General features: G+C 69.5%; 22 protein-coding genes and 3 pseudogenes. 11 read left to right on the top strand and 14 right to left on the bottom strand.

Going from position 1 to position 20917, the window contains the following annotated elements:
• Positions 1-614 precede the first annotated feature (614 nt).
• On the top strand, positions 615-797 hold the full coding sequence (locus tag ACIBCJ_RS34865) for an SDR family NAD(P)-dependent oxidoreductase (protein WP_365981016.1): 183 nt from the start codon (positions 615-617) through the stop codon (positions 795-797).
• A 33-nt stretch (positions 798-830) separates the two neighbouring features.
• On the opposite strand, the gene ACIBCJ_RS34870 is transcribed toward ACIBCJ_RS34865, so the two are convergent.
• Complete coding sequence (locus ACIBCJ_RS34870) at positions 831-1049, bottom strand: hypothetical protein (protein ID WP_365981096.1); 219 nt, start codon at positions 1047-1049, stop codon at positions 831-833.
• Between the two features lie 101 nt (positions 1050-1150).
• On the opposite strand from ACIBCJ_RS34870, the pseudogene ACIBCJ_RS34875 reads away from it, so the two are divergent.
• Positions 1151-2171 (top strand): annotated as a pseudogene (locus tag ACIBCJ_RS34875) (IS701 family transposase); the annotation flags it as partial.
• Positions 2172-2493: 322 nt separating this feature from the next.
• On the opposite strand, the gene ACIBCJ_RS34880 reads toward ACIBCJ_RS34875, so the two are convergent.
• Entirely contained in the window at positions 2494-2991 is a 498-nt protein-coding gene (locus tag ACIBCJ_RS34880; protein ID WP_365981017.1) for a hypothetical protein, read from the bottom strand.
• A 393-nt stretch (positions 2992-3384) separates the two neighbouring features.
• Between ACIBCJ_RS34880 and ACIBCJ_RS34885 the strand changes: the two genes are divergently transcribed.
• The 3 genes from ACIBCJ_RS34885 (at position 3385) to ACIBCJ_RS34895 (ending at position 6053) form a co-directional block, all read left to right on the top strand.
• Complete coding sequence (locus ACIBCJ_RS34885) at positions 3385-4797, top strand: MFS transporter (protein WP_365981018.1); 1413 nt, start codon at positions 3385-3387, stop codon at positions 4795-4797.
• Between the two features lie 30 nt (positions 4798-4827).
• Positions 4828-5325 carry a redox-sensitive transcriptional activator SoxR gene (gene soxR / locus ACIBCJ_RS34890; RefSeq protein ID WP_365981019.1) on the top strand — a complete coding sequence of 166 codons (498 nt, stop codon included), beginning with the start codon at positions 4828-4830 and terminating at the stop codon, positions 5323-5325.
• A 518-nt stretch (positions 5326-5843) separates the two neighbouring features.
• Positions 5844-6053 (top strand): DUF6207 family protein, encoded by a 210-nt coding sequence (locus tag ACIBCJ_RS34895; RefSeq protein WP_365981020.1) that lies wholly within the window; start codon positions 5844-5846, stop codon positions 6051-6053.
• Positions 6054-6308: 255 nt separating this feature from the next.
• Here ACIBCJ_RS34895 and ACIBCJ_RS34900 read toward each other — a convergent pair whose 3' ends face one another.
• Both ACIBCJ_RS34900 and ACIBCJ_RS34905 read right to left on the bottom strand, forming a co-directional pair.
• A complete protein-coding gene (locus ACIBCJ_RS34900; RefSeq protein ID WP_365981021.1) occupies positions 6309-7136 on the bottom strand; it encodes an MBL fold metallo-hydrolase in 828 nt (275 codons plus the stop codon).
• Between the two features lie 151 nt (positions 7137-7287).
• Positions 7288-8760 carry an MFS transporter gene (locus ACIBCJ_RS34905; RefSeq protein WP_365981022.1) on the bottom strand — a complete coding sequence of 491 codons (1473 nt, stop codon included), beginning with the start codon at positions 8758-8760 and terminating at the stop codon, positions 7288-7290.
• A 142-nt stretch (positions 8761-8902) separates the two neighbouring features.
• On the opposite strand from ACIBCJ_RS34905, the gene ACIBCJ_RS34910 reads away from it, so the two are divergent.
• Complete coding sequence (locus ACIBCJ_RS34910) at positions 8903-9847, top strand: LysR family transcriptional regulator (protein WP_365981023.1); 945 nt, start codon at positions 8903-8905, stop codon at positions 9845-9847.
• Positions 9848-9919: 72 nt separating this feature from the next.
• Here ACIBCJ_RS34910 and ACIBCJ_RS34915 read toward each other — a convergent pair.
• The 3 genes and pseudogenes from ACIBCJ_RS34915 to ACIBCJ_RS34925 all read right to left on the bottom strand — a co-directional run.
• Positions 9920-10139 (bottom strand): annotated as a pseudogene (locus tag ACIBCJ_RS34915) (lamin tail domain-containing protein); the annotation flags it as partial.
• Positions 10140-10218: 79 nt separating this feature from the next.
• Positions 10219-11154 carry an ADP-ribosylglycohydrolase family protein gene (locus ACIBCJ_RS34920; RefSeq protein ID WP_365981024.1) on the bottom strand — a complete coding sequence of 312 codons (936 nt, stop codon included), beginning with the start codon at positions 11152-11154 and terminating at the stop codon, positions 10219-10221.
• 306 nt (positions 11155-11460) lie between these two features.
• On the bottom strand, positions 11461-12096 hold the full coding sequence (locus ACIBCJ_RS34925) for a helix-turn-helix domain-containing protein (RefSeq protein WP_362107307.1): 636 nt from the start codon (positions 12094-12096) through the stop codon (positions 11461-11463).
• An 81-nt stretch (positions 12097-12177) separates the two neighbouring features.
• Between ACIBCJ_RS34925 and ACIBCJ_RS34930 the strand changes: the two genes are divergently transcribed.
• From ACIBCJ_RS34930 to ACIBCJ_RS34940, 3 genes are all read left to right on the top strand, one after another.
• Entirely contained in the window at positions 12178-12951 is a 774-nt protein-coding gene (locus ACIBCJ_RS34930) for an oxidoreductase (protein WP_362513102.1), read from the top strand.
• A 32-nt stretch (positions 12952-12983) separates the two neighbouring features.
• Positions 12984-13352 carry a VOC family protein gene (locus tag ACIBCJ_RS34935; protein ID WP_362513099.1) on the top strand — a complete coding sequence of 123 codons (369 nt, stop codon included), beginning with the start codon at positions 12984-12986 and terminating at the stop codon, positions 13350-13352.
• 219 nt (positions 13353-13571) lie between these two features.
• On the top strand, positions 13572-14171 hold the full coding sequence (locus ACIBCJ_RS34940) for a dihydrofolate reductase family protein (protein ID WP_365981025.1): 600 nt from the start codon (positions 13572-13574) through the stop codon (positions 14169-14171).
• Positions 14172-14252: 81 nt separating this feature from the next.
• Here the strand turns inward: ACIBCJ_RS34940 and ACIBCJ_RS34945 are convergent, their stop codons facing one another.
• The 3 genes from ACIBCJ_RS34945 to ACIBCJ_RS34955 form a co-directional block, all read right to left on the bottom strand.
• Positions 14253-14705: an NUDIX domain-containing protein gene (locus ACIBCJ_RS34945; protein ID WP_365981026.1), complete on the bottom strand. Its 453-nt coding sequence runs from the start codon at positions 14703-14705 to the stop codon at positions 14253-14255.
• 308 nt (positions 14706-15013) lie between these two features.
• The gene (locus ACIBCJ_RS34950) at positions 15014-15679 is read right to left on the bottom strand and encodes a fasciclin domain-containing protein (RefSeq protein ID WP_365981027.1); all 666 of its coding nucleotides are present in this window, start codon (positions 15677-15679) and stop codon (positions 15014-15016) included.
• A gap of 68 nt (positions 15680-15747) precedes the next feature.
• Entirely contained in the window at positions 15748-17361 is a 1614-nt protein-coding gene (locus ACIBCJ_RS34955; RefSeq protein WP_365981097.1) for a molybdopterin-dependent oxidoreductase, read from the bottom strand.
• Between the two features lie 325 nt (positions 17362-17686).
• Between ACIBCJ_RS34955 and ACIBCJ_RS34960 the strand changes: the two genes are divergently transcribed.
• Both ACIBCJ_RS34960 and ACIBCJ_RS34965 read left to right on the top strand, forming a co-directional pair.
• Positions 17687-18271, top strand: a complete 585-nt coding sequence (locus tag ACIBCJ_RS34960; protein ID WP_365981028.1) for a sigma-70 family RNA polymerase sigma factor — start codon at positions 17687-17689, stop codon at positions 18269-18271.
• The gene (locus tag ACIBCJ_RS34965; RefSeq protein ID WP_365981029.1) at positions 18268-19026 is read left to right on the top strand and encodes an anti-sigma factor; all 759 of its coding nucleotides are present in this window, start codon (positions 18268-18270) and stop codon (positions 19024-19026) included. Before ACIBCJ_RS34960 ends, ACIBCJ_RS34965 begins: the two co-directional genes overlap by 4 nt.
• Before the next feature lie 448 nt (positions 19027-19474).
• Here the strand turns inward: ACIBCJ_RS34965 and ACIBCJ_RS34970 are convergent, their stop codons facing one another.
• The 4 genes and pseudogenes from ACIBCJ_RS34970 to ACIBCJ_RS34985 all read right to left on the bottom strand — a co-directional run bounded on the left by ACIBCJ_RS34970 (position 19475) and on the right by ACIBCJ_RS34985 (position 20901).
• Complete coding sequence (locus ACIBCJ_RS34970) at positions 19475-20053, bottom strand: GNAT family N-acetyltransferase (RefSeq protein WP_365981030.1); 579 nt, start codon at positions 20051-20053, stop codon at positions 19475-19477.
• A 53-nt stretch (positions 20054-20106) separates the two neighbouring features.
• Complete coding sequence (locus tag ACIBCJ_RS34975) at positions 20107-20394, bottom strand: transposase (RefSeq protein ID WP_365981031.1); 288 nt, start codon at positions 20392-20394, stop codon at positions 20107-20109.
• A 68-nt stretch (positions 20395-20462) separates the two neighbouring features.
• Positions 20463-20528: pseudogene (locus ACIBCJ_RS34980) on the bottom strand (hypothetical protein); the annotation flags it as partial.
• A gap of 7 nt (positions 20529-20535) precedes the next feature.
• Positions 20536-20901: a transposase gene (locus ACIBCJ_RS34985; RefSeq protein ID WP_365981032.1), complete on the bottom strand. Its 366-nt coding sequence runs from the start codon at positions 20899-20901 to the stop codon at positions 20536-20538.
• Positions 20902-20917: the final 16 nt, after the last annotated feature.

Consider the following 20917-nt stretch of genomic DNA (forward strand, 5'->3'; position numbering starts at 1 on the left):
CCAGCACGGACACCCCAGCCGCCGGCCCGGAGGAAACCCGGCACCGCCTGACCCTGCACACCATCAACGGCAACACCGAAATCCACCAGGAATAGGCACCCCACCACCCCTCACACACCGCGAGCACCGGCGGCCCTGAGGGACACGCCACCTGGCAGTACGGAGCCTCAGGCCTCCCGACGAGCGGCACATGGTCTGACGTCGCATCGGCACCCACGACACTCTCACCGGCCCGTAACGCCTCACTGGTTCGCGTCGGCGTCGGAAGGCGAGACGCCCGCGGCCTTGTGCCCATGGAGCTGCCGCCAAAGATCGCGGGACTTCCCCAACTGGGCAAGTCCCGCTCAACGACAGGGGTCAGTCCTTTGACCACACCCCCTGCGGCCCTTGACGAGCCGCCACGTCACCGCCTCAGCGACGCCAAACTGAGAGCCGCCAGAAAGCTCGGCAACCCCCGGGGCGCAGGCCCCTGCCCGCCGTCGAACCCCGGCATGCACCGGAGCGCCCCCGCATGAAGAGATGACCGTCGGCACTCCAGCGCCAATCATGGGAGCGGGCCGGGCCGGGACCGGCGCCAAGAGGCCAGGGCCGTCGAGAACGTGCGGGAGGCAGCGATGGGACGACGTTGGCTGGTGACGGGATGCTCCTCGGGACTGGGCCGGGCGCTGGCCGAAGCAGCAGCGCGGGATGGGCACGAAGTGGCGGTCACCGCGCGCGACACCACCGCCCTCGACGACCTGGCCACTGCCTGGCCCGGACGGATCATCCCCCTCCCCCTAGAACTACGCGACTGGTGATCTGGCTCCGCTCGTGAGCGTAAGAATCAGTCCTCATTCGTCTTCCGGCAGGTGAAAGTAGACGGTGCCCGACCGCCAAGGGCCGTGTTCGGTCGGCTCTGACTCGAGCACCACGTGCTGAATCTCCGCCGGGCCCAACGCCTCGATGGCGTCTGCCAGCCGTCGCAAGAGAGCCGGAACGCTGGCGCAGCCAGGGCCAGCAGGGTTGGCCTGCGAGAAATGGCGCACGGTCCAATGCGCTGGAGTTTCCATCACGGACTGATCGTAGAACCTGCCAGCACCTGGTCAGCAGCCACCCTCTGGACCGGGTAACTCAGGTCCCGGCCAGTCGAGACCGTGATCGACCGGACAAGTGGGATCCGCTGCCAGTCAGGCAGCGGATCGCTGAGCGGCTGTCCGGAGTTGTCAGGCCCGAGGTGTGGGTGATCGACGATGCGTCGTTCCCCAAGTGCGGCAAGGCGTCGGTCGGGGTGGCCCGCCAGTACTGCGGGGCGGCCGGGAAACGGGCGAACTGCCAGGTCCCGGTCAGTGTCCATGCCGCCACCGACACGGCCTCGTGCCCGTTGGAGTGGCAGTTGTATCTGCCGCGTGAGTGGACGGACGAGCCGGAGCGGTGCCGCAGGGCAGGAGTCCCCGACGACGTGGTGCACCAGGAGAAGTGGCGTCTCGCGCTCGGCCTTCTGGACACACTCGCCGAGTGGCAGTTGAAGGCGCCGGTCGTGGTCGCCGACGCCGGCTACGGCCTCAGCACCTCCTTCCGCCTCGGTCTCCAGGAACGAGGGCTGTCCTATGTCCTGGCCCTGACCGGGAAGGAAGTCGCCCACCCGGAGGATGCCGAGCCGCACCAGCCGGCCTACGGCGGGCTCGGACCGCCCGCCCTTGCCCGCTACCGCACCCCACTGCGAGCCGTCCGCGTCCTCGCAGCGCAGGCGGGTGCGGAGCAGTTCACCGAGGTGACCTGGAGGCAGGGCAGCAAAGGCGCGATGACCTCACGGTTCGCGGTGCTGACAGCGCGGCCTGCTGGCAAGCAGCCTGTGGCCGCAGCCCAGGAAGCGGGCGGCGGCCGCAACCGCTGGGACGGTGTCCTGCCCGTCCAGACACTTTCTCGCCGAGTGGCCGGACGGCCAGGACACTCCGACCAACTACTGGATATCAAACCTGCCCGCCACCACCCCGGTCGCTGACCTGGTGCGGTGGGCGAAGATGCGCTGGCGCATCGAGCACGACTACCGCGAACTCAAGCACGGACTCGGGCTCGACCACTTCGAGGGCCGCACCTGGCGCGGCTGGCACCACCACGTCACCCTCGTCACCGCCGCCCAGGCCTTCCTCACCCTCAGGCGGCTCGACCCAAAAGCCCGCACACCAGGCTGACCCTCTACCAGGTCCTCGACGTTCTTCAGGACCTGCTGAGGTGCTGGACCGGCACCTGCACCACCTGCGGACGCCCCCTGCCCCACCCCCAAAGCAGCCGCAGACAGCTCACAACCCAACGAAGCACTACTAGGCCAGGGCCGGCTCCACGGTCCAGGCGCGGCCTCCAGCGTGGCGACGAGGATGCGCACCGCCTCCACCGCGAGCGCGGGCTCCAGCCGTACGAAGCCGCCGCGCCTGACGTCCTGGTCGTCACTACCAAAGCCCTGCTGTGTGCCGACGGATCCTCGGAGTGACCGGCGGAGCACCCCACCGTGGCGGCTCAGAGCCCGCTGTCGTTCAGGCGCGTCCGAGCCAACTGCACAAAGGACTCTGTGGCGGCCTGTAGCGCACGGTGTGCGCCCCGAGCCTCCGGGGAAGGGACGTCGTCGGAGACGATTACCTCGTCAAGGACTGCGACAGCGGCTTCGAACGCCGCGTTAGCGGCCGCGGCCACATAATCGGGTCCCTCCAGCTTGACAGCGGAGCAAGCTTTGCGGATGTCGTCCAACCCAGCGGCATTCATGAGGTCACGAGGGTGGTCGCCGTTACGACTTTTGCCGTCCGCGACCGATTCAGTCAGCGGAAGTGTCTCCTCAATGTACGCGTCGAGAGCCGACAGGAGAGAGGCGTACGCTTCGCGCGGATGTGGCCGACGTACGGCGTCGACGGGACCTCGATGGGTCGCGAGTGCTTGGGCCCGCCCGACGGCGAACGCTGCGGCGGCAGCGACCAGGGATGCGGGCACTGCAACAAGTGCAGCGGTGACTGCGGGATCCATGGCGGCCATCCTGACCTATCCGATAGGCCGGAGTACCTCAGTTCGTGACGATGCTCCCGTCTTCCATCGTCCAGCCGCAGGTTGGAACTTGCGACTCCGCATATCATCCTCCGTCGGCCGGGCACCGAGCAGGGATGAGCCCATGTCACAGGCGACGTACATGCGTACCCGTTGCCACTGCTGCATCACGGTGGCACTGCCGGCGGGGGCGCCTGCGGCCTGGCCCGGAACCACCCACCTGACCGGCCCTCTTGCCCTCAACCGCGGTTGAAGTGATGGGGTGCTCGCGATTCCCTTCCCTTCGGAGGAAAGCGAGTGACCGACGTGGACGCCACCACAACCGAAACTGCAAGATTTTCCCCCCAAGCACGTCCCTCGGCCCTGCCCCTTCCCGTGGTCCTGGCCGGAGTCGTCCTGGTGGCGATGTCCATCTCCGGCACGGCGGTCGCCCTGCCCGGCATCGGCCGGGACCTGGATGCCTCCGGCTCGGCCCTGAACTGGGTCGTCGCCGGTTACAACCTGGCCTTCGCCGCCATGACGCTGGTCGCGGGCTCGGCCGCGGACCGAGTGGGACGGCGCAGGACCTTCGTCGTCTCGGCGCTGGTCTTCTCCGGCGGCTTCCTGGTCACCGCCGTGAGCCCGTCCGTCCTGTTCACCGACGCGGCACGCATCGTCTCCGGCGCGGGCGGCGCCGGCATCATGGCCGCGGGTGGCGCCATCCTCGCCTCCTCGTACGAGGGAGCGGCCCGTAACCGGGCGTTCGCGCTGATGGGCACAATGGCGGGAATCGGCATCGCCGTCGGTCCCACGCTGTCCGGGCTGCTGATCTCCGCGACGGGATGGCGGGGCAGTTTCGTGGTCTACACGGTCGTCGGTCTGCTGATCACGTCGGGTGCGACCCGGATGGCCGAGTCCCGCGCGGCCACCGGACCGGCCGACTGGCCGGGAAGCCTGCTGTTCGTGGCCGCGCTGGCACTCCTGATGTTCGCCCTCCTGGAGGCGTCCTCCCTCGGCTGGACCCATGGCGCCGTCATCACCACGGCCGTCGGAGGACTCGTGGCGCTCGCCGTCTTCGTCGCCCTGCAACGGCTGAGCGCCTCACCCGTCCTGAGCCCCTCTCTCATCGCCAACCGCGGCTTCGTGGGCTGGAGTCTGGCCACCCTGACGACGTCGGTCGGCTTTCTGGGTGTCCTGGTCTTCCTGCCGACCTACCTCCAGGCCGCCGCCGACCTCACCCCCGCGGCGGCGGGCACGGCGATGCTGCTGCTGACCGCACCCGTCCTGGTCACACCACTGGCCGCAGCGACACTCGTCAACAAGGGCGTGTCCGCACGCAAACTGATCATGGCCGCTCTCGCGCTGGTCACCATCGGCAACCTCTGGCTGGGCACGCTCAGTCCCCAGCACACCGTCGCGGGTGTCGCGGGCCCGCTTCTCGCGATCGGCGTCGGCATGGGCGCCTCCTTCGGCATCACCGACGGGCAGGCCATGGCACTGGTGCCGGCCGACTCCGTCGGCATGGCCGCAGGCTTCCTCAACACCTTGCGCGGAGCCGCCGAGGCCATGGTGATCGCCGCGTTCGGAGCCGCACTGCTCGGCCTGCTCGGCAACCGTCTGGGCGACGGCAAGCAGGCGGCGTCGGTCAGCGCCGGGCGAATCTCCCATGTACACCGGCACGCCGAACTCGATGCCCTCACCTGGTCGTGGCGCATGACGCAACTGGGAGTGGCCGTGCTGTGCCTGCTCCTGTCCGTCACCGTCGTGGCGCTCATCCGTCACCATGGTCCACGCCCCAAGACCATCTGAACGCCGTACCGATGACGCCCGGAGGCCGCTGTGCAGGTCGACCCCGACGCCCTCCTCGCGATCGGCGACGTGGCGCGCCGCACCGGCGTGTCCGCCTCCGCGCTGCACTTCTACGAACGCAAGGGGCTGATCTTCTCCGAACGGGACGGCACCAACCAGCGTCTCTACCCGCGCCACATGCTCCGGCGCATCTCGCTGATCATCGTGGCCAAACGTCTCGGCATCCCACTCGGCGACGTGGCCGCGGTCTTCGCCACGCTGCCCGGCCACAGCGCCCCCACCCACAAGGACTGGCAGCGACTGTCTCTCGCGTGGAAACGCCAGTTGGAGGAGCGCCGCCGCGCGATCGAGGCCCTGGAACACGAACTCACTGGGTGCATCGGCTGCGGCTGTCTGTCGATGAAGGCCTGCCTGCTCCTCAACCCCGACGACTCACTCGGCGAACAGGGCCCCGGCCCGGTCCGCCTGCAACGCCGCACAGCCGCAGCGGATGGCCGCACCCCCGAGAACGACGGATCAAGCCCCTGACGACGTCCGGGGCGACCCGACCGCTGGGCGGTTGGCTGACTGTGGGTGCCCGCTGAGCGTGGAGTACGAGCCAGTCTTCGGACCGAAGGAGTGCAGGCCTCAGCGAGAACTCATGCACTGAGGCTCGAAATTGTGCTGGTCCTCACGCGGCACTCTGACCACGGCGGGTATGCGAGTACGCGGGTAGGCCCTTCTCATCGTTGTCCCGGAGGACCGCCAGCCCGCTGGTGCGCGCCGTCAGGAAAGGAATGCGTGATGTATCTCGCTCGGGAGTACCTCTTCGAAGGCCAGGCGGCCGGTGTCGCCGGCGCTATTGCTTTGATCGTGCTGATCGGCGTCATCGTGTGGAAGAAGCTGGGCTGAGGCTTCCCCTTCTGTCACTTCCACGACCAGACTGCGGCAGGACGTTCTCACCCGAGAGGTGTGCGTCGGGCGGGGAGCGGGCGACGAAGACCCCGCAGGGGCGAATGCGAAGCGGAAGGAGAACTGCCGTTTAGGGCCTCGGCGTCGTGCCGGTCATGGAAGCGATCCACGACGTACACGTGTCCGAACCCGGCCTGGTCGTGGTCGACATCGCCGCAGCCGGCGACAAGACCATGTTCACCTTCCACACAGCCCCGGCCGCCCGGTGGGCCACCACCTCAACCGAACCAGAAGACGCTGCCGAGCACGTCCGGTCGTACTGCTGGCACCCGGTAGGTATGCCAAGTAAGCGGCATGCGCCCTGATGGGGAGGGGCTGGCCAAGGATCGTCTCTACTGGTCCGTCCCGTTGCCCGACGTAGACGTAGACGTGGACGGGTCGAGGAGTTCGTTGTGGCCCGTACGGTCGGCGGCCCAGGTGGTCAGGCGCGAGCCGCAGTGGCAGGCCAGGTCGGGGCCGTGTGCGCCGGTGGGTCAGCAGCATCCCAGCCAGTCGCAGCGGATGGCGTCACGGTTGCTGGGCATCCGCCGAGTGCCGCACGGCCACCCACGGCACCGGGGTCACAGAGGATGCCAGGCGGCACCCTTCCCGTGCGGCCGGACCCGGCCGAAGACCACGTCCGCGAAATGGATGCCGAAGCCGAGGGTGTCCGGGCTCAGGAGTTCGGTGATCAGACGGCGGCGGTGGCACTCGGACTGGGTGTGGTCCGCGTCGCACACTGCGGACCACTCGGGGTGTCGTATCTGGAGGGGGGAGAGCAGGGTGTCGCCGAAGGCGAGCAGGCGCGTGCCGTGCGAGGCGATGACGAAGCCGGTGTGGCCCGCGGTGTGGCCGGGCAGGGTGAGCGCGTGGACACCGGGGAAGATCTCGTCGCCGTTGAGTACCGGTCGGGCGCGTGGTTCGAGGTCCGTCGCGGCGGCGTCGCGGTGGTCCCACTCGACTTTCGGGATGACGAAGGTGGCCCGGGTGAACAGGGGAGGTTCGACGCCGGCCCAGCCCGTGTGGTCGGTGTGGAGGCGGGTGAAGGCCACCGTCTCGATGTCTGTCGGCGACCGTCCGAGCATGGCCAGGTTGCCGGGCAGCGAGCCGCCGTGCACGGCGCCCCGGTAGGGGTGGTCAGGGTCTTCCGGTACCGCGTGCGGGCCGAAGCCGGCGTCGATCAGCAGAGCCCTCGGGCCGAGTTCGACGAGGAGGCCGCCGGTGTTGGCGACCAGCCGGTGGGTGTCGTTGAGGTAGCTGCCGTATCTGCTCCACTGGCGGTCCACGGTTGAGGGGAGGGTGCCGGCCGGTTTCAGCAGCATCGCCCCGTCGGGCACGTAGCTGACCTTCAGCTCACCCACACGCAGGGTGCACACCGCGGAGGGCCTGCGCAGTCGGTTGTCGTTCATGACGGTCTCCTCGCGGTGGAAAGCGTGGGGCGCGGCTCTGACACGGGCGGCGCGGCCGTCCGCCGCGTGGCCGTGGGCGGCCGGACCCCGCGTGCTGCTGGGCGCGCAGCGTCGGGTGCGCGGACGGTGCCGTGGCCGGGCACGGGATGGCCTACGCTGTCGTCCGCTTGCGCAGTACGGTGCCGGCGAGCAGGGCGCCGACGAGGGCGACGACGCCCGCTGCGACCATCCCCGCTTGCAGTCCGCCCAGGATGTCGGCGCGGGACGGGACGGCGCCCAAAGAGAGGGCGCCCGTGCGGGCGGCGGCGATCGCACTCAGCCCGGAGACGCCGATCGCGGCCACGTACTGCGGCAGCTGCGACAGGCCGCCGACGACGCCCTGGTCCTCCTCGGTGACGCCCGTGGTCATCACGGTGATGAAGGAGACGACGCTGAAGACGTGTCCGAGCCCCATGACCGACGAGGTGACGAGCAGGGCGGTCAGGTTCACGTCTGCGGGCAGGGTGAACATCGCGACCGTGCCGGCGCCCTGGATCAGCAGGCCCGCGGCCAGTACCTTGACCCCGCCGAACCGGCCCAGCAGCCGGGCGACGTACATGCCGCCGAGTGTCGCGGCGGCGCCCTCCCCGAGGTAACTCAGTCCGGCCTGAAGGGCGGTGAAGCCCAGCACGTCTTGCATGTACAGGCTCAGCAGCACGGTCGTACCGGCGCACATGCCGAAGGTGATGACACCGAGAAGCCCCGACCACTTGACGCAGGGCCGGTTCAGTACGGACAGCGGCACCAGCGGCTCCGGGTGACGCCGTTCGACCAGCAGGAACACGGCCAACAGGACCAGTCCGCACATGATCGGACCGAGCGCCGAGGGGCGGGTCCAGCCCTCGTCACCGCCGGTGGAGATGCCGTAGACCAGGCCGAAGAGGCCGAGGGTCGCCAGGACGGCACCCGGGATGTCCATGCGCCGGGCCGCACCGGACTGGTGGATCGACGGCAGGGCCAGCGCGCCGGCCAGCGCCAGCACACCCATCGCACACAGCACGACCATGGTCCAGCGCCAGCTGAAGCCGTTGGTGATGACACCGCCGCCGAGCGCGCCGAGCACGAAGCCCAGCGACATCACGGCGCCGTTGAGGCCGAGCGCACGGGCGCGCTTGGGGCCTTCCTGGAAGTAGCCGGTCATCAGGGCGATGGCGGACGGGGCGATCATCGCGGCAGCAGTGCCCTGGCCGATGCGGGTGGCGATCAGCATGCCGGGGCTGTCGGCGAGGGCGGCGCCGAGGGAGAACAGAGTGAAGACGGCGACGCCGAGGGTGAACAGCCGCTTGCGGCCGATCAGATCGGCGACCCGGGCGAACAGGGGCAGCAGGCTCGCCGACGGCAGCAGGCTGGCGGTGGCCACCCACTGCAGGGTGCCGGCCGAGGAGAAGCCGAGGGCGGTGCCGATGTCGGGCAGGGCGACGGTGACGATGGAGAAGTCCAAGCCGCACATGAAGGTCGCGCAGCACAGAGTGATCAGCACCAGCCACTCTCGTGTCCCGAGGGCGGCACCGTCGGCGGCGGGCCCGGGTGGCGCGGCGACGTCCTGAGCCTGCCGGGTGGATGGTGCGGATTCGGTGACGGCCATGAGTGGTCCTTCCAGGCTGTTCGACGGACCTGATCAGCCTCGAACCGGGAGCCCTGCGCAACAAGCACGATCTGTGCAACGATCGATTCGCTGGGCTCATCGTTCGAGGTCGGTGACATGAAGGACGCGGGGAGATTCGGTCATGGAACGCCAGGAGATCGAGATTTTCCTGACTCTCGCTGAAGAACTGCACTTCGGGCGGACCGCCGAGAGCGTGGGCGTCTCACAGAGCCGGGTCAGCCAGACCATCGCCAAGCTGGAGCGCCGGATCGGTGCCAAGCTGTTCGACCGCACCAGCCGTCAGGTCGCGCTCACACCAATCGGGGAGCAGCTCAAGGCCGACCTCGCGCCCGCGTGGCGGGGGGTGGGGGAAGCGGTCGCGCGGGCCATGTCGGCCGGACGGGGGATCACCGGCGCGCTGCGGATCGGCTTTTCCGGCGCGTTCACCGGCCACCTGCTGCACAACATCACCGAGGTGTTCGGGCGCCAGCACCCGGGCGTGGACGTCCAGGTTCGCCAGGTGCAGATCTCGGACCCCTTCGGTCCGCTACGCGCAGGCGACGTCGAGCTGCAGGTCACCGAGCCTCCGATCGCCGAACGCGATCTGACGCTGGGGCCGGTGTTGGTGTCGCAGCCCAGAGTGCTGCTGATGTCGTCCGCGCACCCGTTCGCGGGGCGGGACTCGGTGAGCATCGAGGACCTGGCGGAGGCGACGCTGCTGACGGTCGCCGGGAACGTGCCGGCGCACTGGCTGGACCACCACTTCCCGCGGCAGACACCGTCAGGGCGGCCCATCCCGCACGGGCAGGCGATGACGCACTGGGAGGATGCGCTCCCCCTGGTCCTGGCGGGCAAGGGCGTGACACCGGTGGCCGCCGCCGGCGCGCACTACTACAGCCGCCCCGGCCTGGTCTTCAAGCCGCTCACGGACTCCCCGGACATCGACTACGCCCTGGTCTGGCCCACCGGTCACGAGACGGCCCGGCTACGGGCGTTCGTCCGGGTGGCCATGGAGGAAGTCAGCCGAGTGGGCGGCCCGGCGCGGGCCGTGGAGAGCCTCTGGACGGGCGAGGGCCAGGGTGCCTGAGACGAGCCGCAGAAATGGCCGCTCGGTCACAGCCCAGGACCCCCGGCGTATGCCCCTCCCCCACCGCCAACAGTAGGTGATGCAGCCGTTGCCGTCGCGGTCGTTGGCCTTCTTGGTGCAGGCGTTGACGTCGGCGCGGGAGCCGGAAGGCTCGTGAAACTTGATGGTGTCCTTGTCGTTGTTCCAGATGACGTTGCAGTTCTGGCGGTAGACGACGTTCTTGGCGTCCGAGTCGGTGCCGCGGCCGCCGCGCAGGCTGACATGGGTCGCCGGGCTGCAGGGTGTGGCGCTGCCGCAGCCGCTCAAACGCCAGGCGGCCGGCTCGCCACACCACCAGCTCCCCGTTTATGGGGGCTGCCGTGCCCGTCTCATCATGGCTCTCCCGCGAGACGGTGTGCGAGGCGCAGCAGGTCTGTCAGGTGCAGCACCCGTCCGTCGAAGCCTGGGAGGGGGACATGGAGCGGCTGGGTCCAGCGGACGGGGATTGCGTCCAGCCCGTAGTACGCCCCCGCGAGGCCTCCGGTGACTGCGGCGACGGTGTCCGTGTCACCTCCGAGGTCGATCGCCGCGCGTATGGCGTCTTCAAAGCTGGTGGTGGTGCGCAGGGCCCAGACGGCGGAGCCCAGGCAGGGCCAGACGGCACCGTTGAACTCGGTCGCCTGCTCGGGGTGCCAGTCGGACGAGAGGACTACGGCGTACCGTCCACGGTGGCCGGGGTGGATGAGGCCCAGGGTGTCCGGGAGTGCGGCGAGAGGGTCGACCTCCTCGAGAGTGACGCGGATGAGTTCGTGGAAGATCGCGGTGCCCTCCCAGGCCGCTCGGTCTCCGTGGGTGAGAGCAGCGATGCGGCGCGCAGCGTCCATGGTGGCTTCCTGGCCAGCGGCCGCGAAGTGAACCGAGGAGGTCGCCGCCCGCATCAAGGAGCCGTTTCCGGCCGCTCGTTGGTTGACCTGGAAATGGATAGCGGCAGCGAGGTCCCAGGGCATGCCGTTGGTCAGGACGTCTTCCGTCTGCAAGCCGATGTCCTTCGGTTCTGACGCCGCCCACCGCTGGAAGCGGGCGAAGATGTCCGGCAGATCCAGCCCGCCCCTTTCCAGCAGGGACTCCGCGACGAGGACGGCCATCTGCGTATCGTCGGTGGCCTCGCCGGGGTCCCAGCCACCGCCTCCGCACATCTCGCCACCGGCACCGGGCGCGGGAAACCGCGCGGAGAACGCCCGCTGGGGGCCGAACTCGAAGGGGGCGCCCAGCGCGTCACCCACCGCCGAGCCGACGACCGCGCCAGCAGCCCGCTGAATCCGCTTCATTCGCGCAGGTTATCCGTGCGGTGCCGATGGCCACACATCCCCTTTGCCTCCCTCGGATCCCGAGACGTCGGAGGCGAACGCGACTCGTCCACAGAGGTGCACCGCCTGAGACACCCCCGTTCTGAGACACACGTACAGCTCAGATGACCCCATCCAGGCCGGCGTCGCCGGGCAATTGCGCGCGCGCAGCGTCGCGAATCACCGGGAACGCGGCGGTCATGTCGGTGCTCTGCCTCGAGTGCAGCAGCACTCGTCCGTTGGCCCAGCGGGCGAGCTGGGCGCGGTAGCCGCCTTCTCCAGACTTCGTTAAGGCTCGTGGGACATCTTGGATCTGGCAGGTGCGGCACGCCGGACGGCTTTCGGCGCAGGTCGCGTGGGGGCGCTGTGGCGCAGACCGTCGAGGAGGAGGCTGGTGATCTGGCGGGCTTCGTCGAGCCACCCGTCCTTCACGCGCATGGCGCAGATGCCGCCCAGGGCACGCAGCAGAGTGGGGCCGCTGACGTCGTCGCGGACCGTGCCGGCTGCGGCGCCGGCGTCGAGGAGGCGGGTGAGGGCGGCACCCATGCGGGCACGGGCGTCGTCGAAGACCGGTGAGTCGCTGGCCATGATGCTCTCCAGTGCGACCGACATTCCCTTGCCCACGGCTGCGTGGTCGACCAGGAGGAGCAGGAAGCGGGACAGTGCCTCCTGCGGGGTGTGGTGGTCCAGCAGGCGCTCGGGGGCGGCGCAGAGGTCGTCGACCTCTTTGCGGTAGACCTCCTCGATCAGTGCTTCGCGGGTCTCGAAGTGGCGGTAGAGCGTGCCGACGGCGACCCCGGCGCTGCGGGCGATCTCCTCCACGTGCGCGTCGGTGTCACCGGCGAGGAATGCTGCACGGGCGGCGGCCAGCAGGGCTTCGCGATTGCGGCGCGCGTCGGCGCGCAGCGGGCGTGATGACGACAAGGAAACCTCCGTAAGGTGAGTCCGGTTCCGTTTAGGTGTACCGTTTCCGGAGTCAGGTTCATCTTATGGAAGGACTGCCCGATGCCGGATGCCGACGAAGAGCTGAAGAGCCTGCGGGTCCTGGTCACCGGCGGCAGCCGGGGACTGGGCGCGGCGACCGCGCGTCGCTTCGTCGCCGCAGGTGCGACTGTGCTGATTGCCTCCCGCGGCCGGCCCACGGAGGACAGCGGCGCCACCTTCGTACCGGCGGATCTCTCCACACCGCAGGGGGTGGCCGAACTCGGCCGCCGCGTCATCGACCACGTGGGCGGTGTGGACGTCCTGGTGAACAACGCCGGCGCGGCGAGCCCTCCTGCGCCGACTCTGAGCCGGTCGGACGAATCCTGGCAGGCGGACCTGGGGATGAACCTCCTGAGCGCCGTGCGCCTGGACCGGGCTCTGGTGCCGGGGATGGTCGAGCGGGGCTCCGGCGTCGTCGTGCACGTCTCTTCGATCGCCAGCCAGCTGCCCCAGCGCGCGGAAGCCTCCTACGCCGCCGCCAAGGCCGCGCTGAACACCTACAGCCGCGAACTGGCCACCGAGGTCGGCGAGCACGGCGTGCGTGTGGTCTGCGTGCTGCCCGGCTTCGTCGTCACCGACGGCGCCGCCGCCCACCTGCGGCACATGGCCGAACAACAGGGCGTGAGCGCAGACGAGATCACGCGTCGGATCGTGGACCGTCTGAACGTCCCCATGGGCCGCCCCGGAGACCCCGAGGACGTCGCCGAGATGATCGCCTTCCTCGCCTCCAGCCGCGCGAAATGGCTCACCGGAGCTCAGTTCCGCGTCGACGGCGGCATCCTCCCTACCGTCTGAACACCGATCAGCGTGAAGAACAGGAACCCACCATGCCCATCGCCCTGACCTCCGTGATCATCGACGCCGCCGACATCGACACGGAGGGCGCCTTCTGGCACCGCCTGCTCGGCGGTTCGACCACCACCACACCCACCCACCACTTCATCCAGGCACCCGGCCTGCCCGTGATCGTCGTCCAGTCCGCCCCCGGCCACACCGGCCCGAGCTGGCCGGACGGCGCTCCCCAGCAGATGCACCTCGACTTCGGCGTCGAAGACCTCGCGACCGCCGACCGCGCCGCCACCGACGCCGGCGCCACCCGTCTGCGACCGACGCAGGAGATCACCGCCGACGCCAGTACCGGCAGCCGCGTGTACGCCAGCCCCGCCGGGCACCCCTTCTGCCTCCGGGCCGCCTGAGACCGCCATCGCTCACCGCAGCGCCTGCCGCAGAACGGCGTCGGCGGATGCTGCGAGCACTCTCTGAACTCGAAAGAACCACAGCGGCCTTCGAAGAACGCCGACCCCTCAGCTGACAGCCGACGTCGTGGTCGAACTGCCTCGCGGCCCGCCGATGAGTTCCGAGCGCCCTCCCGGTCTCCATGTCTGAGGAAGTCCTCCACCACCCCGGGAGATCTGATGAGCACCGTAGTGATGCACAACGTCGTGTCCCTCGACGGCTTCATCGCCGACGCGGACGACCGCGTCGGGCCGCTCTTCGACTGGTACTCCAACGGCGACCAGGAGATCGACACCGTCGTCACCAGCACGGTGTCGAAGGAGTCGGCCGACTACGTCTCGTCGATGATGGCGGGCGTCGGCGCGCTGGTGGTCGGACGGCACGTCTTCGACATGACCAACAGCTGGGAGGGCAAGCCCCCGACCGGCGACCACGTCGTCGTCGTGTCGCACCGGCCTAAGCCCCCCGGCTGGCACCCGGAAGCGCCGTTCCACTTCGTCGACGACGTGGCCGGCGCCGTCCGCAGAGCCGGGGAGCTGGCCGGAGAGCGCAACGTGGCGATCGCGGCGGGCGACGTCGGCGGTCAGGCCTTCGCACTGGGTCTGGTGGACGAGGTGGCGATGGACGTCGTGCCGGTGGTTTTCGGTACCGGCAAGCGGTACTTCGGCTCGGTCGACGCTCAGCATCTGCTGGAGGACCCGCACACGGTGATCCAGGGCCGCCGGGTCCTGCACCTGCGCTACCGCGTCCGCCGGGAGCCGGCGGCGGACGGCCGCTGATTGGCCCCCGGCCTTCACGGCCGGCCCGTGATCCGTGCCGTACCGCCGCGCTTCAGTACGTACGTCAGGGCGGCCTTGCAGTCATGTCACTGGCGCCCCTGGCCGCAGTCCTCCTCGGCGGCCGACGGCAGCCCGATCGCGGGCAAGCCTCCCACCGTGCCCGGCCACCACAGCTACAGAAAGCCGCGCCCCCTCCTGTCTCGCGCTCTTGCAGCGCCGCAGCGACCAGGTCGTGGATGAGGAATTCTCCCGGTCCGCGGTTCTCCTTGAGCCGGGGCAGGTCTTCGGGGCCGAACCTGTCGCACGCCGTGTGCTTGGACCATTCCGCAGCGGGGTGGGCAAGTCGCCGTCGACGTCGACGTCGACAAGGTAGTCAACCTCGTGCCGCATTCCGTCGCCGTCGTCTCCGGTCCAGGTGGTGATGCCGAGCAGCCGCCGGACCTGGCGCAGGCGCCATCCCGTCTCTTCGCGTACTTGGCGGACTTCGCGGACCTGCGTGTCCGGCAGGGTCTCGCCGGGCTCCACGGGGTCCATCGGGTGGTGGTGAGCACGTGACGTGCCTGTTCATCGGCTAACGGACGGTACGGCTGGCCCGTTTTCGCGCCCGCGTGGCCGGCCGAACCGGCTCGGGCGCCGCGCACCCCGGCATTTGGCGAGGGCGCTGGAGCCGTTGGGCTGCGGGCACTACTGACTGGCACGAGCAGGTGACAGCGGCGGCCGCGAGGGGCGGTGCTCCTGCGGCCGCCCGCTGCACACTTGCGAGCGTCTCCGCTGCTCGACGCGGCCGTCGCGGGCACGGGCCAGCCGGGCGGCCTTTCGGACGTCCGGCTGGAGCCCGGGTGTCAGCTGGTGGGCATCAGGACGGTGTCGATGATGTAGACGTCGGCGTTGGCGGTCTTGACGTTGCCGCACACGACATTCGCGGAGTCGTTCACGGTGTACGACTCGTCGGAGCCCTTGGTCGTGAGCTTGCTCTTCTCCAGGGTGTCGAAGGAGCCGTCGGTCAGGTCGTTGGGTGTGAGCTTCTTGCCGACGACGTGGTAGGTGAGGATCTTCGTCAGCTGCGCCTTGTCGTTCAGGACCTCGTCCAGGGTCGCCTTGGGGATCTTGCTGAAGGCGTCGTTGGTGGGGGCGAAGACCGTGATGTTCTGTGCGTTGTTGAGGGTGTCGACCAGGCCGGCCTTCTTGACCGCGGTGACCAGGGTGGACAGGGCGGGGTTGTTGGAGGCGGCGGTGGCCACCGGGTCCTTGGCCATGCCGTCGAAGGAGCCGGCGCCGTTCTTGGGTACCGCGGAGCAGGCGGGGCCGAAGGGCTGGTCGGCCGTCGACGTCGCACCGGCGCCGCTTGTGCCGTCGTCCGAGGCCGAAGCCGAAGCCGAGGCTGGTGCGGAGGAGGACGTCTTGGCCGAGGAGTCGTTGTCGCTGTCGCTGGAACAGGCGGTGAGGGCGATGGGCAGGACCGAGGCGGCGGCCACAGTGACAGCGATACGGCGGATACGGGCGTTCATGGGGTCTTCTCCTGGGGTGGTCGCGGCGTGCCGCGGCGTTGATGGGTTGCGGGGGTGGTTCGGGCGGGTCATTCGACGGTGACGACGACGGAGTGCCAGCCGCTGGCGCCGTCGGGGACGGTTCGGGTGCGGTGTTGGGTCTGCGTCTGGCCGGTGCGGTCGGTGGCGCGGACGGTGAGGGTGTGGCCGCCTTTGGTGGCCCGCCAGGGCAGGGACCACTGTCGCCAGGTGTCGCGGGTGTCCTCGGCGGCCAGCGTGGCCTGCTGCCAGGGGCCGTCGTCGACACGGACCTCGACCTGGTCGATGCCGCGGTGCTGGGCCCAGGCGACGCCGGCGACCATGACCCAGCCCGTCTTGGGCCGGGCGAAGGGCTTCGGCGTGTCGATGCGGGACTGTGTCTTGATCGGCGCCTTGCGGGCCCAGCCCCGCTTGACCCAGTAGGAGTCGTAGGCGTCGAACGTGGTCAGCTCGATGTCTTTGATCCACTTGCAGGCGGAGACATAGCCGTACAGGCCGGGCATCACCATGCGCGCGGGGAAACCGTGCTCGAAGGGAAGGGGTTGTCCGTTCATCCCGACGGCGAGCAGGGCGTCGCGGCCGTCCATCACGTCCTCGACGGGGCTGCCGATCGTCATGCCGTCCTCCGAGCGGGCCACCAACTGGTCGGCCGGTCCGCCTCGCGACGGGGGCCTGACGCCCGACTCGGCGAGCAGGTCCGCGAGACGTACGCCTGTCCAGCGGGCGTTGCCCACGTAAGGGCCGCCCACCTCGTTGGAAACACAGGTCAGGGTGATGTCCCGTTCGACCAGATCGCGTCGCAGCAGGTCCGCGAACGACAGCGTGACCGGGCGGGTGACGCCCTTGCCGTGGATGCGCAGGCGCCATGTCCTGGCGTTGATCTTGGGGACCACCAGGGCGGTGTCCACGCGGTAGAAGGCGTTGTTCGGTGTCGTGAAGGGGCTGATGCCCGTGGCCCTCACCTGCGCGGCTTTGGGTACCGGCGCGGCCGGTGACGCCGGGGCAGGCAGGACGAGGTTCTCGCGGGAGGCCGCCGCGTCGCGGCCGCGCGCTCCGCCGACAGAGCGCCCCAGAGCGCCCGCGCCTGCCGATGCGGCGGCGGCCGCGGTGGCCGCGATGACGAACCCGCGGCGGTCCCAGCCGGCCGCCTCACCGGCGTCGGCCCCCTCTGCCGAGGGCGTGGCCCTGGCGGGGGGTATCGGCGGTCGCAGGCGTCCGCTGAGGAGGTACAGCAGCAGCGCTCCGACGAGAGCACCGGCGAGGGACGGCACCGCGTCGACGGCGCTGGAGGAGTCCGGGCGGCTGACAGCGGCCATCGCTCCGACGGCACCGATCAGCGCGACGCCGGCAGCACTGATGCGCCGGCGGCGCAGGGCGAGGACCCCGAGTGCCAGCGCGAACAGAACGAGGACGGCCAGAATGCCGAGCTGGAGCACCAGTTTGTCATCGGTCCCGAACTGCCGGATGGCCCAGTCCTTCACCGCCGCCGGGGTGCGGTCGATGGCGGCTTGCCCGACAGCGATGACCGGGCCGGCCTGCGGACGCACCCACGCCGCCACCAACTCGGCCGCCGACAGCGCGGTCACCCCGGCCAGCAGGCCGCTGAGGGCGCCCAGCGTGCCGAGCAGCACCCGGTGCCCGCGGCCCTGCCCGTCTGGTTTCAGCGTCTCGTCCGTCACACGGGGAATCCGTCTCCGGCAGGGCCGCGGATTGGTCGAACCTCATATCCGGTGAATCTTTTTCTCGCACCAATCCGTTCTGGCATCGGCTCCGTATTGACCTTGTCGGCCCGGAAGAAGACGCGAGGGTGGCCCCGTGAGAGAAATCCGCAGAGTGCCCGCGCCGCGCTGCTTCACCAGGCACTGCGCGAACCTGCTGATCGCCGTGACGGTTCCGGCGCGGAACCAGCCGCGAAACCAGTTGGGACCAATCCGCGGGCCGAGCAGTCTCGAATTCCATCTGGACAGTGCACGCCGCGGAAGGAACCTCGTGAAAGAACCGGTCTATATCGGTGCAAATCCTGCCATCGAGCCGGACCTGCAACAGCTGATCAACAGCGTTGCCCTCGGTGACCAGGAGGCCTTCGCCACCGTGTACGACACGGTGGCCCCTTCCGTGCTGGGCGTCGTGCGCAGCGTGGTGCGGGACCGGGCACAGTCGGAGGAGGTCATGCAAGAGGTGCTGGTGGAGGTGTGGCGCACGGCTGCGCGTTATCGCCCGGACCGGGGCAGCGCGGTCAACTGGATCCTCACGCTGGCCCACCGGCGGGCGGTGGACCGCGTCCGGTCCGTCGAGGCGTCGGCGGCACGCGAGAACAAGGCCGCGCTGCTGGACCGACTGCCGGAGTACGACGAGGTCACCGAGCAGGTCTACACCCGGCTTGAGCGCGAGCAGGTGCGCCGCTGTCTGCGCACCCTGACGGACCTGCAGCGCCAAGCCGTGACCTTGGCCTACTACCGCGGGCTGACCTACCGGCAGGTGGCCGAGGCCCTGGCGCTGCCCTTGGGGACGGTCAAGACCCGTCTGCGGGACGGACTGATCCGGCTGCGTGACTGCCTGGGGGTGACCGCGTGAGGACAATCGAGAATCTGCACGCCTTGACCGGTGCGTACGCGCTGCACGCGCTCGGTGAGGACGAGCGTGCCGCCTTCCGCCGCCACATGGAGAACTGCCCACCGTGCGCGCAGGAGGTCGCCGAATTCTCCGCCACGGCGGCACGCCTGGGACTGGCGGAGTCCGATGCCCCTCGTCCTGATTCGCGTGAGCAGGTGCTGCGCCGTATCGCCGGGGTGCGGCAGGAATCGCCGCGGACGGTGGAGCCGGCGCGGCCGCGGTGGACGGCGGCGCTGCGTGCCCGGCGCGCCTCCCCGTGGGCATTGACCGCGTGTATCGCCGCGGCAGCGGCCTTCGGCGGCCTCGCTGCCTGGCAGCAGGAACAGGCAGACCAGGCGCGCACCCAGGCTCACCGCGCGCAGGCGCACGCCGAGGCCATCACTTCCGTGCTGGCCGCTCCCGACGCGCACACCACGACAGCCCGCCTCGCCGGCGGCGCCAGTGCCACCGTCGTCACCTCCCGCAGCCTCAACCAGGGCGTCTTCGTCTCCGCAAGGATGAGTCCGCCACCGAGTGGCAAGGTGTACCAGTTGTGGCTGGACGATCACGGCACCATGCGCTCCGTCGGCCTGATGGACTCGGACCGCACCAGCCAGACCGTGCTTCTGCACGGCCCGGTGGAGAAAGCTTCTGCTCTGGGCATGACCGTCGAACCGGCCGGAGGCTCCGACCGTCCGACATCGGCCCCGATCGCCCTGATGTCCCTCCCGGCCTGAAGCCCGCCTCGGCCCCTCCTCGGGCGGGAGGGGACGGGGCGTCAATCCTCACCTTCCCGGTGGCAGCAGGAAGACACATCAGAAGAGGACGGGATCGTCGGACCGGGGTCGTCCCCCGAAGAAGGCCAGTTACAGCTGCATGGTTGCCTCAGGCGGCCTGCGCCTCGATCGCCGCGGGCGTGGGCGCGGCCGCGGTTCGCTGCCGGGGAGGGGGACGACTGGCGGAAGGTACACACCTCCCGCTGACTGGCTTTGTTCACGGGTAGCGGCTCTGGCACAACCGCTGTGGTGAGGCCACGCTGAGTGACGGCTCAGCTCACGGGTGGCCAATCCCGGTGGCGAGAACGAACCGCTGGTCAGTCCCGCGCCTCGGCTCCCGGTCCCTTGTTGAGAGGTCGTCTCGTTTGTTGCCGCAGGGACAGGAAGCGAGCTCGGTGCGTTCGGATGTTCAGGGGCAGGGAGTTCCGTTGATGGGCGGCGTAGGACGGTTCAGCCGCCAAACCACGGCGATCCCGCTGCCCGAGGGAACTGCGGGCGGCGTTCCCCGTTCACGCAGGACCTCGGTGAAGCCCAACCGGCGTGGAATCGCGGCACTGGAGGCGTTGGACAGGTCGTGCGTGATTTCCAGGTACTCCACATCCGGCAAGGTGAACATCTCGGTGACCATGGCCGCCGTTGCTCTGGTGGCGATGCCCTGTCCAGTGGCGGCAGGGTGCAGCCAATACCCCATGCGCCGGCCCTGAGGCTCGGCCCCACGGTAGGTCTGGCACATGCCAATGAGACTGCCGTCCTTGGCGATGGCGTAGTTGTACACGTCACCGCTTGCCCACTTCGACTCGGACGTCGCGAGGAACTCGCGGGTGCTCTTCGCACTGTGACGGGCGACCCACGACTCCCAGGGGCGCAAGTGGTCCAGAGACTCCTCGATCAACTTGAATGCCGGAGCGAAGTCACTCTGCCCCCGCCAGCACCGCAGGACGAAGTCTCCGCACTCGATGATCTGCCTCGGTCGGTCCATGACGGCCATGCTTGCCCGTAGAACTGTCCGCTGCAACGGGATACGGAGAACTGGTGGACCGTCTACCTGGCAAGACGGCGATAGCAGATCAGGGCGGCGGCGATCCCGGCGAAGGCCAGGAAGTGTTCCGCCTTGCGCTCGTAACGGCGGTGCAGCCGGCGGCATCCGGCGAACCACGCCACCGTGCGCTCCACGGTCCAACGATTGCGGCCCAGCCGCTGGGAGGAGTCGATGCCTCTGCGGGCGATGCGCGGAGTGATGTTCCGGGAGCGGAGCCACCGGCGCAGATGGTCGTAGTCGTAGCCCTTGTCCCGTGGAGCGTGGCGGGGCGTCGCCGACGGGGCCCGCACCGGGACCGGATCGGCGGGATACCCCGCACTAAAGGCTCCAGACCCTGACTGTCGTGGGTATTCGCGGCGGAGATGCCGATAGACAAGGGCAGACCGGTCCGCGCAGTGATCAAATGATTTTTGATCCCTTCTTGCCACGATCTACGGGATTCGGACCCGCGAGGTCCCCCCTTTCGCTGCCCGCATGTCGACCGAGTCGATCGCGCACCGCGACCAGTCCAAGGCTCCGCGGGCGCCGAGTTCGTCCAGAACCAGGCGATGGAGCTTGCCCCACACCCGGGCCCGGCTCCACTCGGTGAACCGCCGGTGCGCAGTCGGACCGGAAGGACCAAAACCCGGCGGTAGTTGCCGCCACGTGCAGCCCGTCGTGGCCACGAACACGATCGCCGCCAGCACCTGCCGGTCCCCATACCTGCGCCGGCCACCACCCTGGGGTCGTACCGGAGCAGCCGGAACCACCCGCTGGAACAACTCCCACAACCCATCCGGCACCAGACGCTCCGCCATCGCTATCAGAGCCGCC

Origin of the sequence: Streptomyces sp. NPDC051136, assembly GCF_044455745.1 — a bacterium.
Taxonomy (GTDB): Bacteria; Actinomycetota; Actinomycetes; order Streptomycetales; family Streptomycetaceae; genus Streptomyces.

Bases quoted from the DNA above. Each gene is read 5' to 3' on its own strand.
- ACIBCJ_RS34900 (WP_365981021.1), bottom strand. From the start codon at position 7,136: ATGAACGACAACCGACTGCGCAGGCCCTCCGCGGTGTGCACCCTGCGT.
- ACIBCJ_RS34870 (WP_365981096.1), bottom strand. From the start codon at position 1,049: ATGGAAACTCCAGCGCATTGGACCGTGCGCCATTTCTCGCAGGCCAAC.
- ACIBCJ_RS34880 (WP_365981017.1), bottom strand. From the start codon at position 2,991: ATGGATCCCGCAGTCACCGCTGCACTTGTTGCAGTGCCCGCATCCCTG.
- ACIBCJ_RS34865 (WP_365981016.1), top strand. From the start codon at position 615: ATGGGACGACGTTGGCTGGTGACGGGATGCTCCTCGGGACTGGGCCGG.
- ACIBCJ_RS34920 (WP_365981024.1), bottom strand. From the start codon at position 11,154: ATGAAGCGGATTCAGCGGGCTGCTGGCGCGGTCGTCGGCTCGGCGGTG.
- ACIBCJ_RS34905 (WP_365981022.1), bottom strand. From the start codon at position 8,760: ATGGCCGTCACCGAATCCGCACCATCCACCCGGCAGGCTCAGGACGTC.
- ACIBCJ_RS34930 (WP_362513102.1), top strand. From the start codon at position 12,178: ATGCCGGATGCCGACGAAGAGCTGAAGAGCCTGCGGGTCCTGGTCACC.
- ACIBCJ_RS34950 (WP_365981027.1), bottom strand. From the start codon at position 15,679: ATGAACGCCCGTATCCGCCGTATCGCTGTCACTGTGGCCGCCGCCTCG.
- ACIBCJ_RS34985 (WP_365981032.1), bottom strand. From the start codon at position 20,901: ATGGCGGAGCGTCTGGTGCCGGATGGGTTGTGGGAGTTGTTCCAGCGG.
- ACIBCJ_RS34910 (WP_365981023.1), top strand. From the start codon at position 8,903: ATGGAACGCCAGGAGATCGAGATTTTCCTGACTCTCGCTGAAGAACTG.
- ACIBCJ_RS34970 (WP_365981030.1), bottom strand. From the start codon at position 20,053: ATGGCCGTCATGGACCGACCGAGGCAGATCATCGAGTGCGGAGACTTC.
- ACIBCJ_RS34895 (WP_365981020.1), top strand. From the start codon at position 5,844: ATGGAAGCGATCCACGACGTACACGTGTCCGAACCCGGCCTGGTCGTG.
- ACIBCJ_RS34940 (WP_365981025.1), top strand. From the start codon at position 13,572: ATGAGCACCGTAGTGATGCACAACGTCGTGTCCCTCGACGGCTTCATC.
- ACIBCJ_RS34935 (WP_362513099.1), top strand. From the start codon at position 12,984: ATGCCCATCGCCCTGACCTCCGTGATCATCGACGCCGCCGACATCGAC.
- ACIBCJ_RS34945 (WP_365981026.1), bottom strand. From the start codon at position 14,705: ATGGACCCCGTGGAGCCCGGCGAGACCCTGCCGGACACGCAGGTCCGC.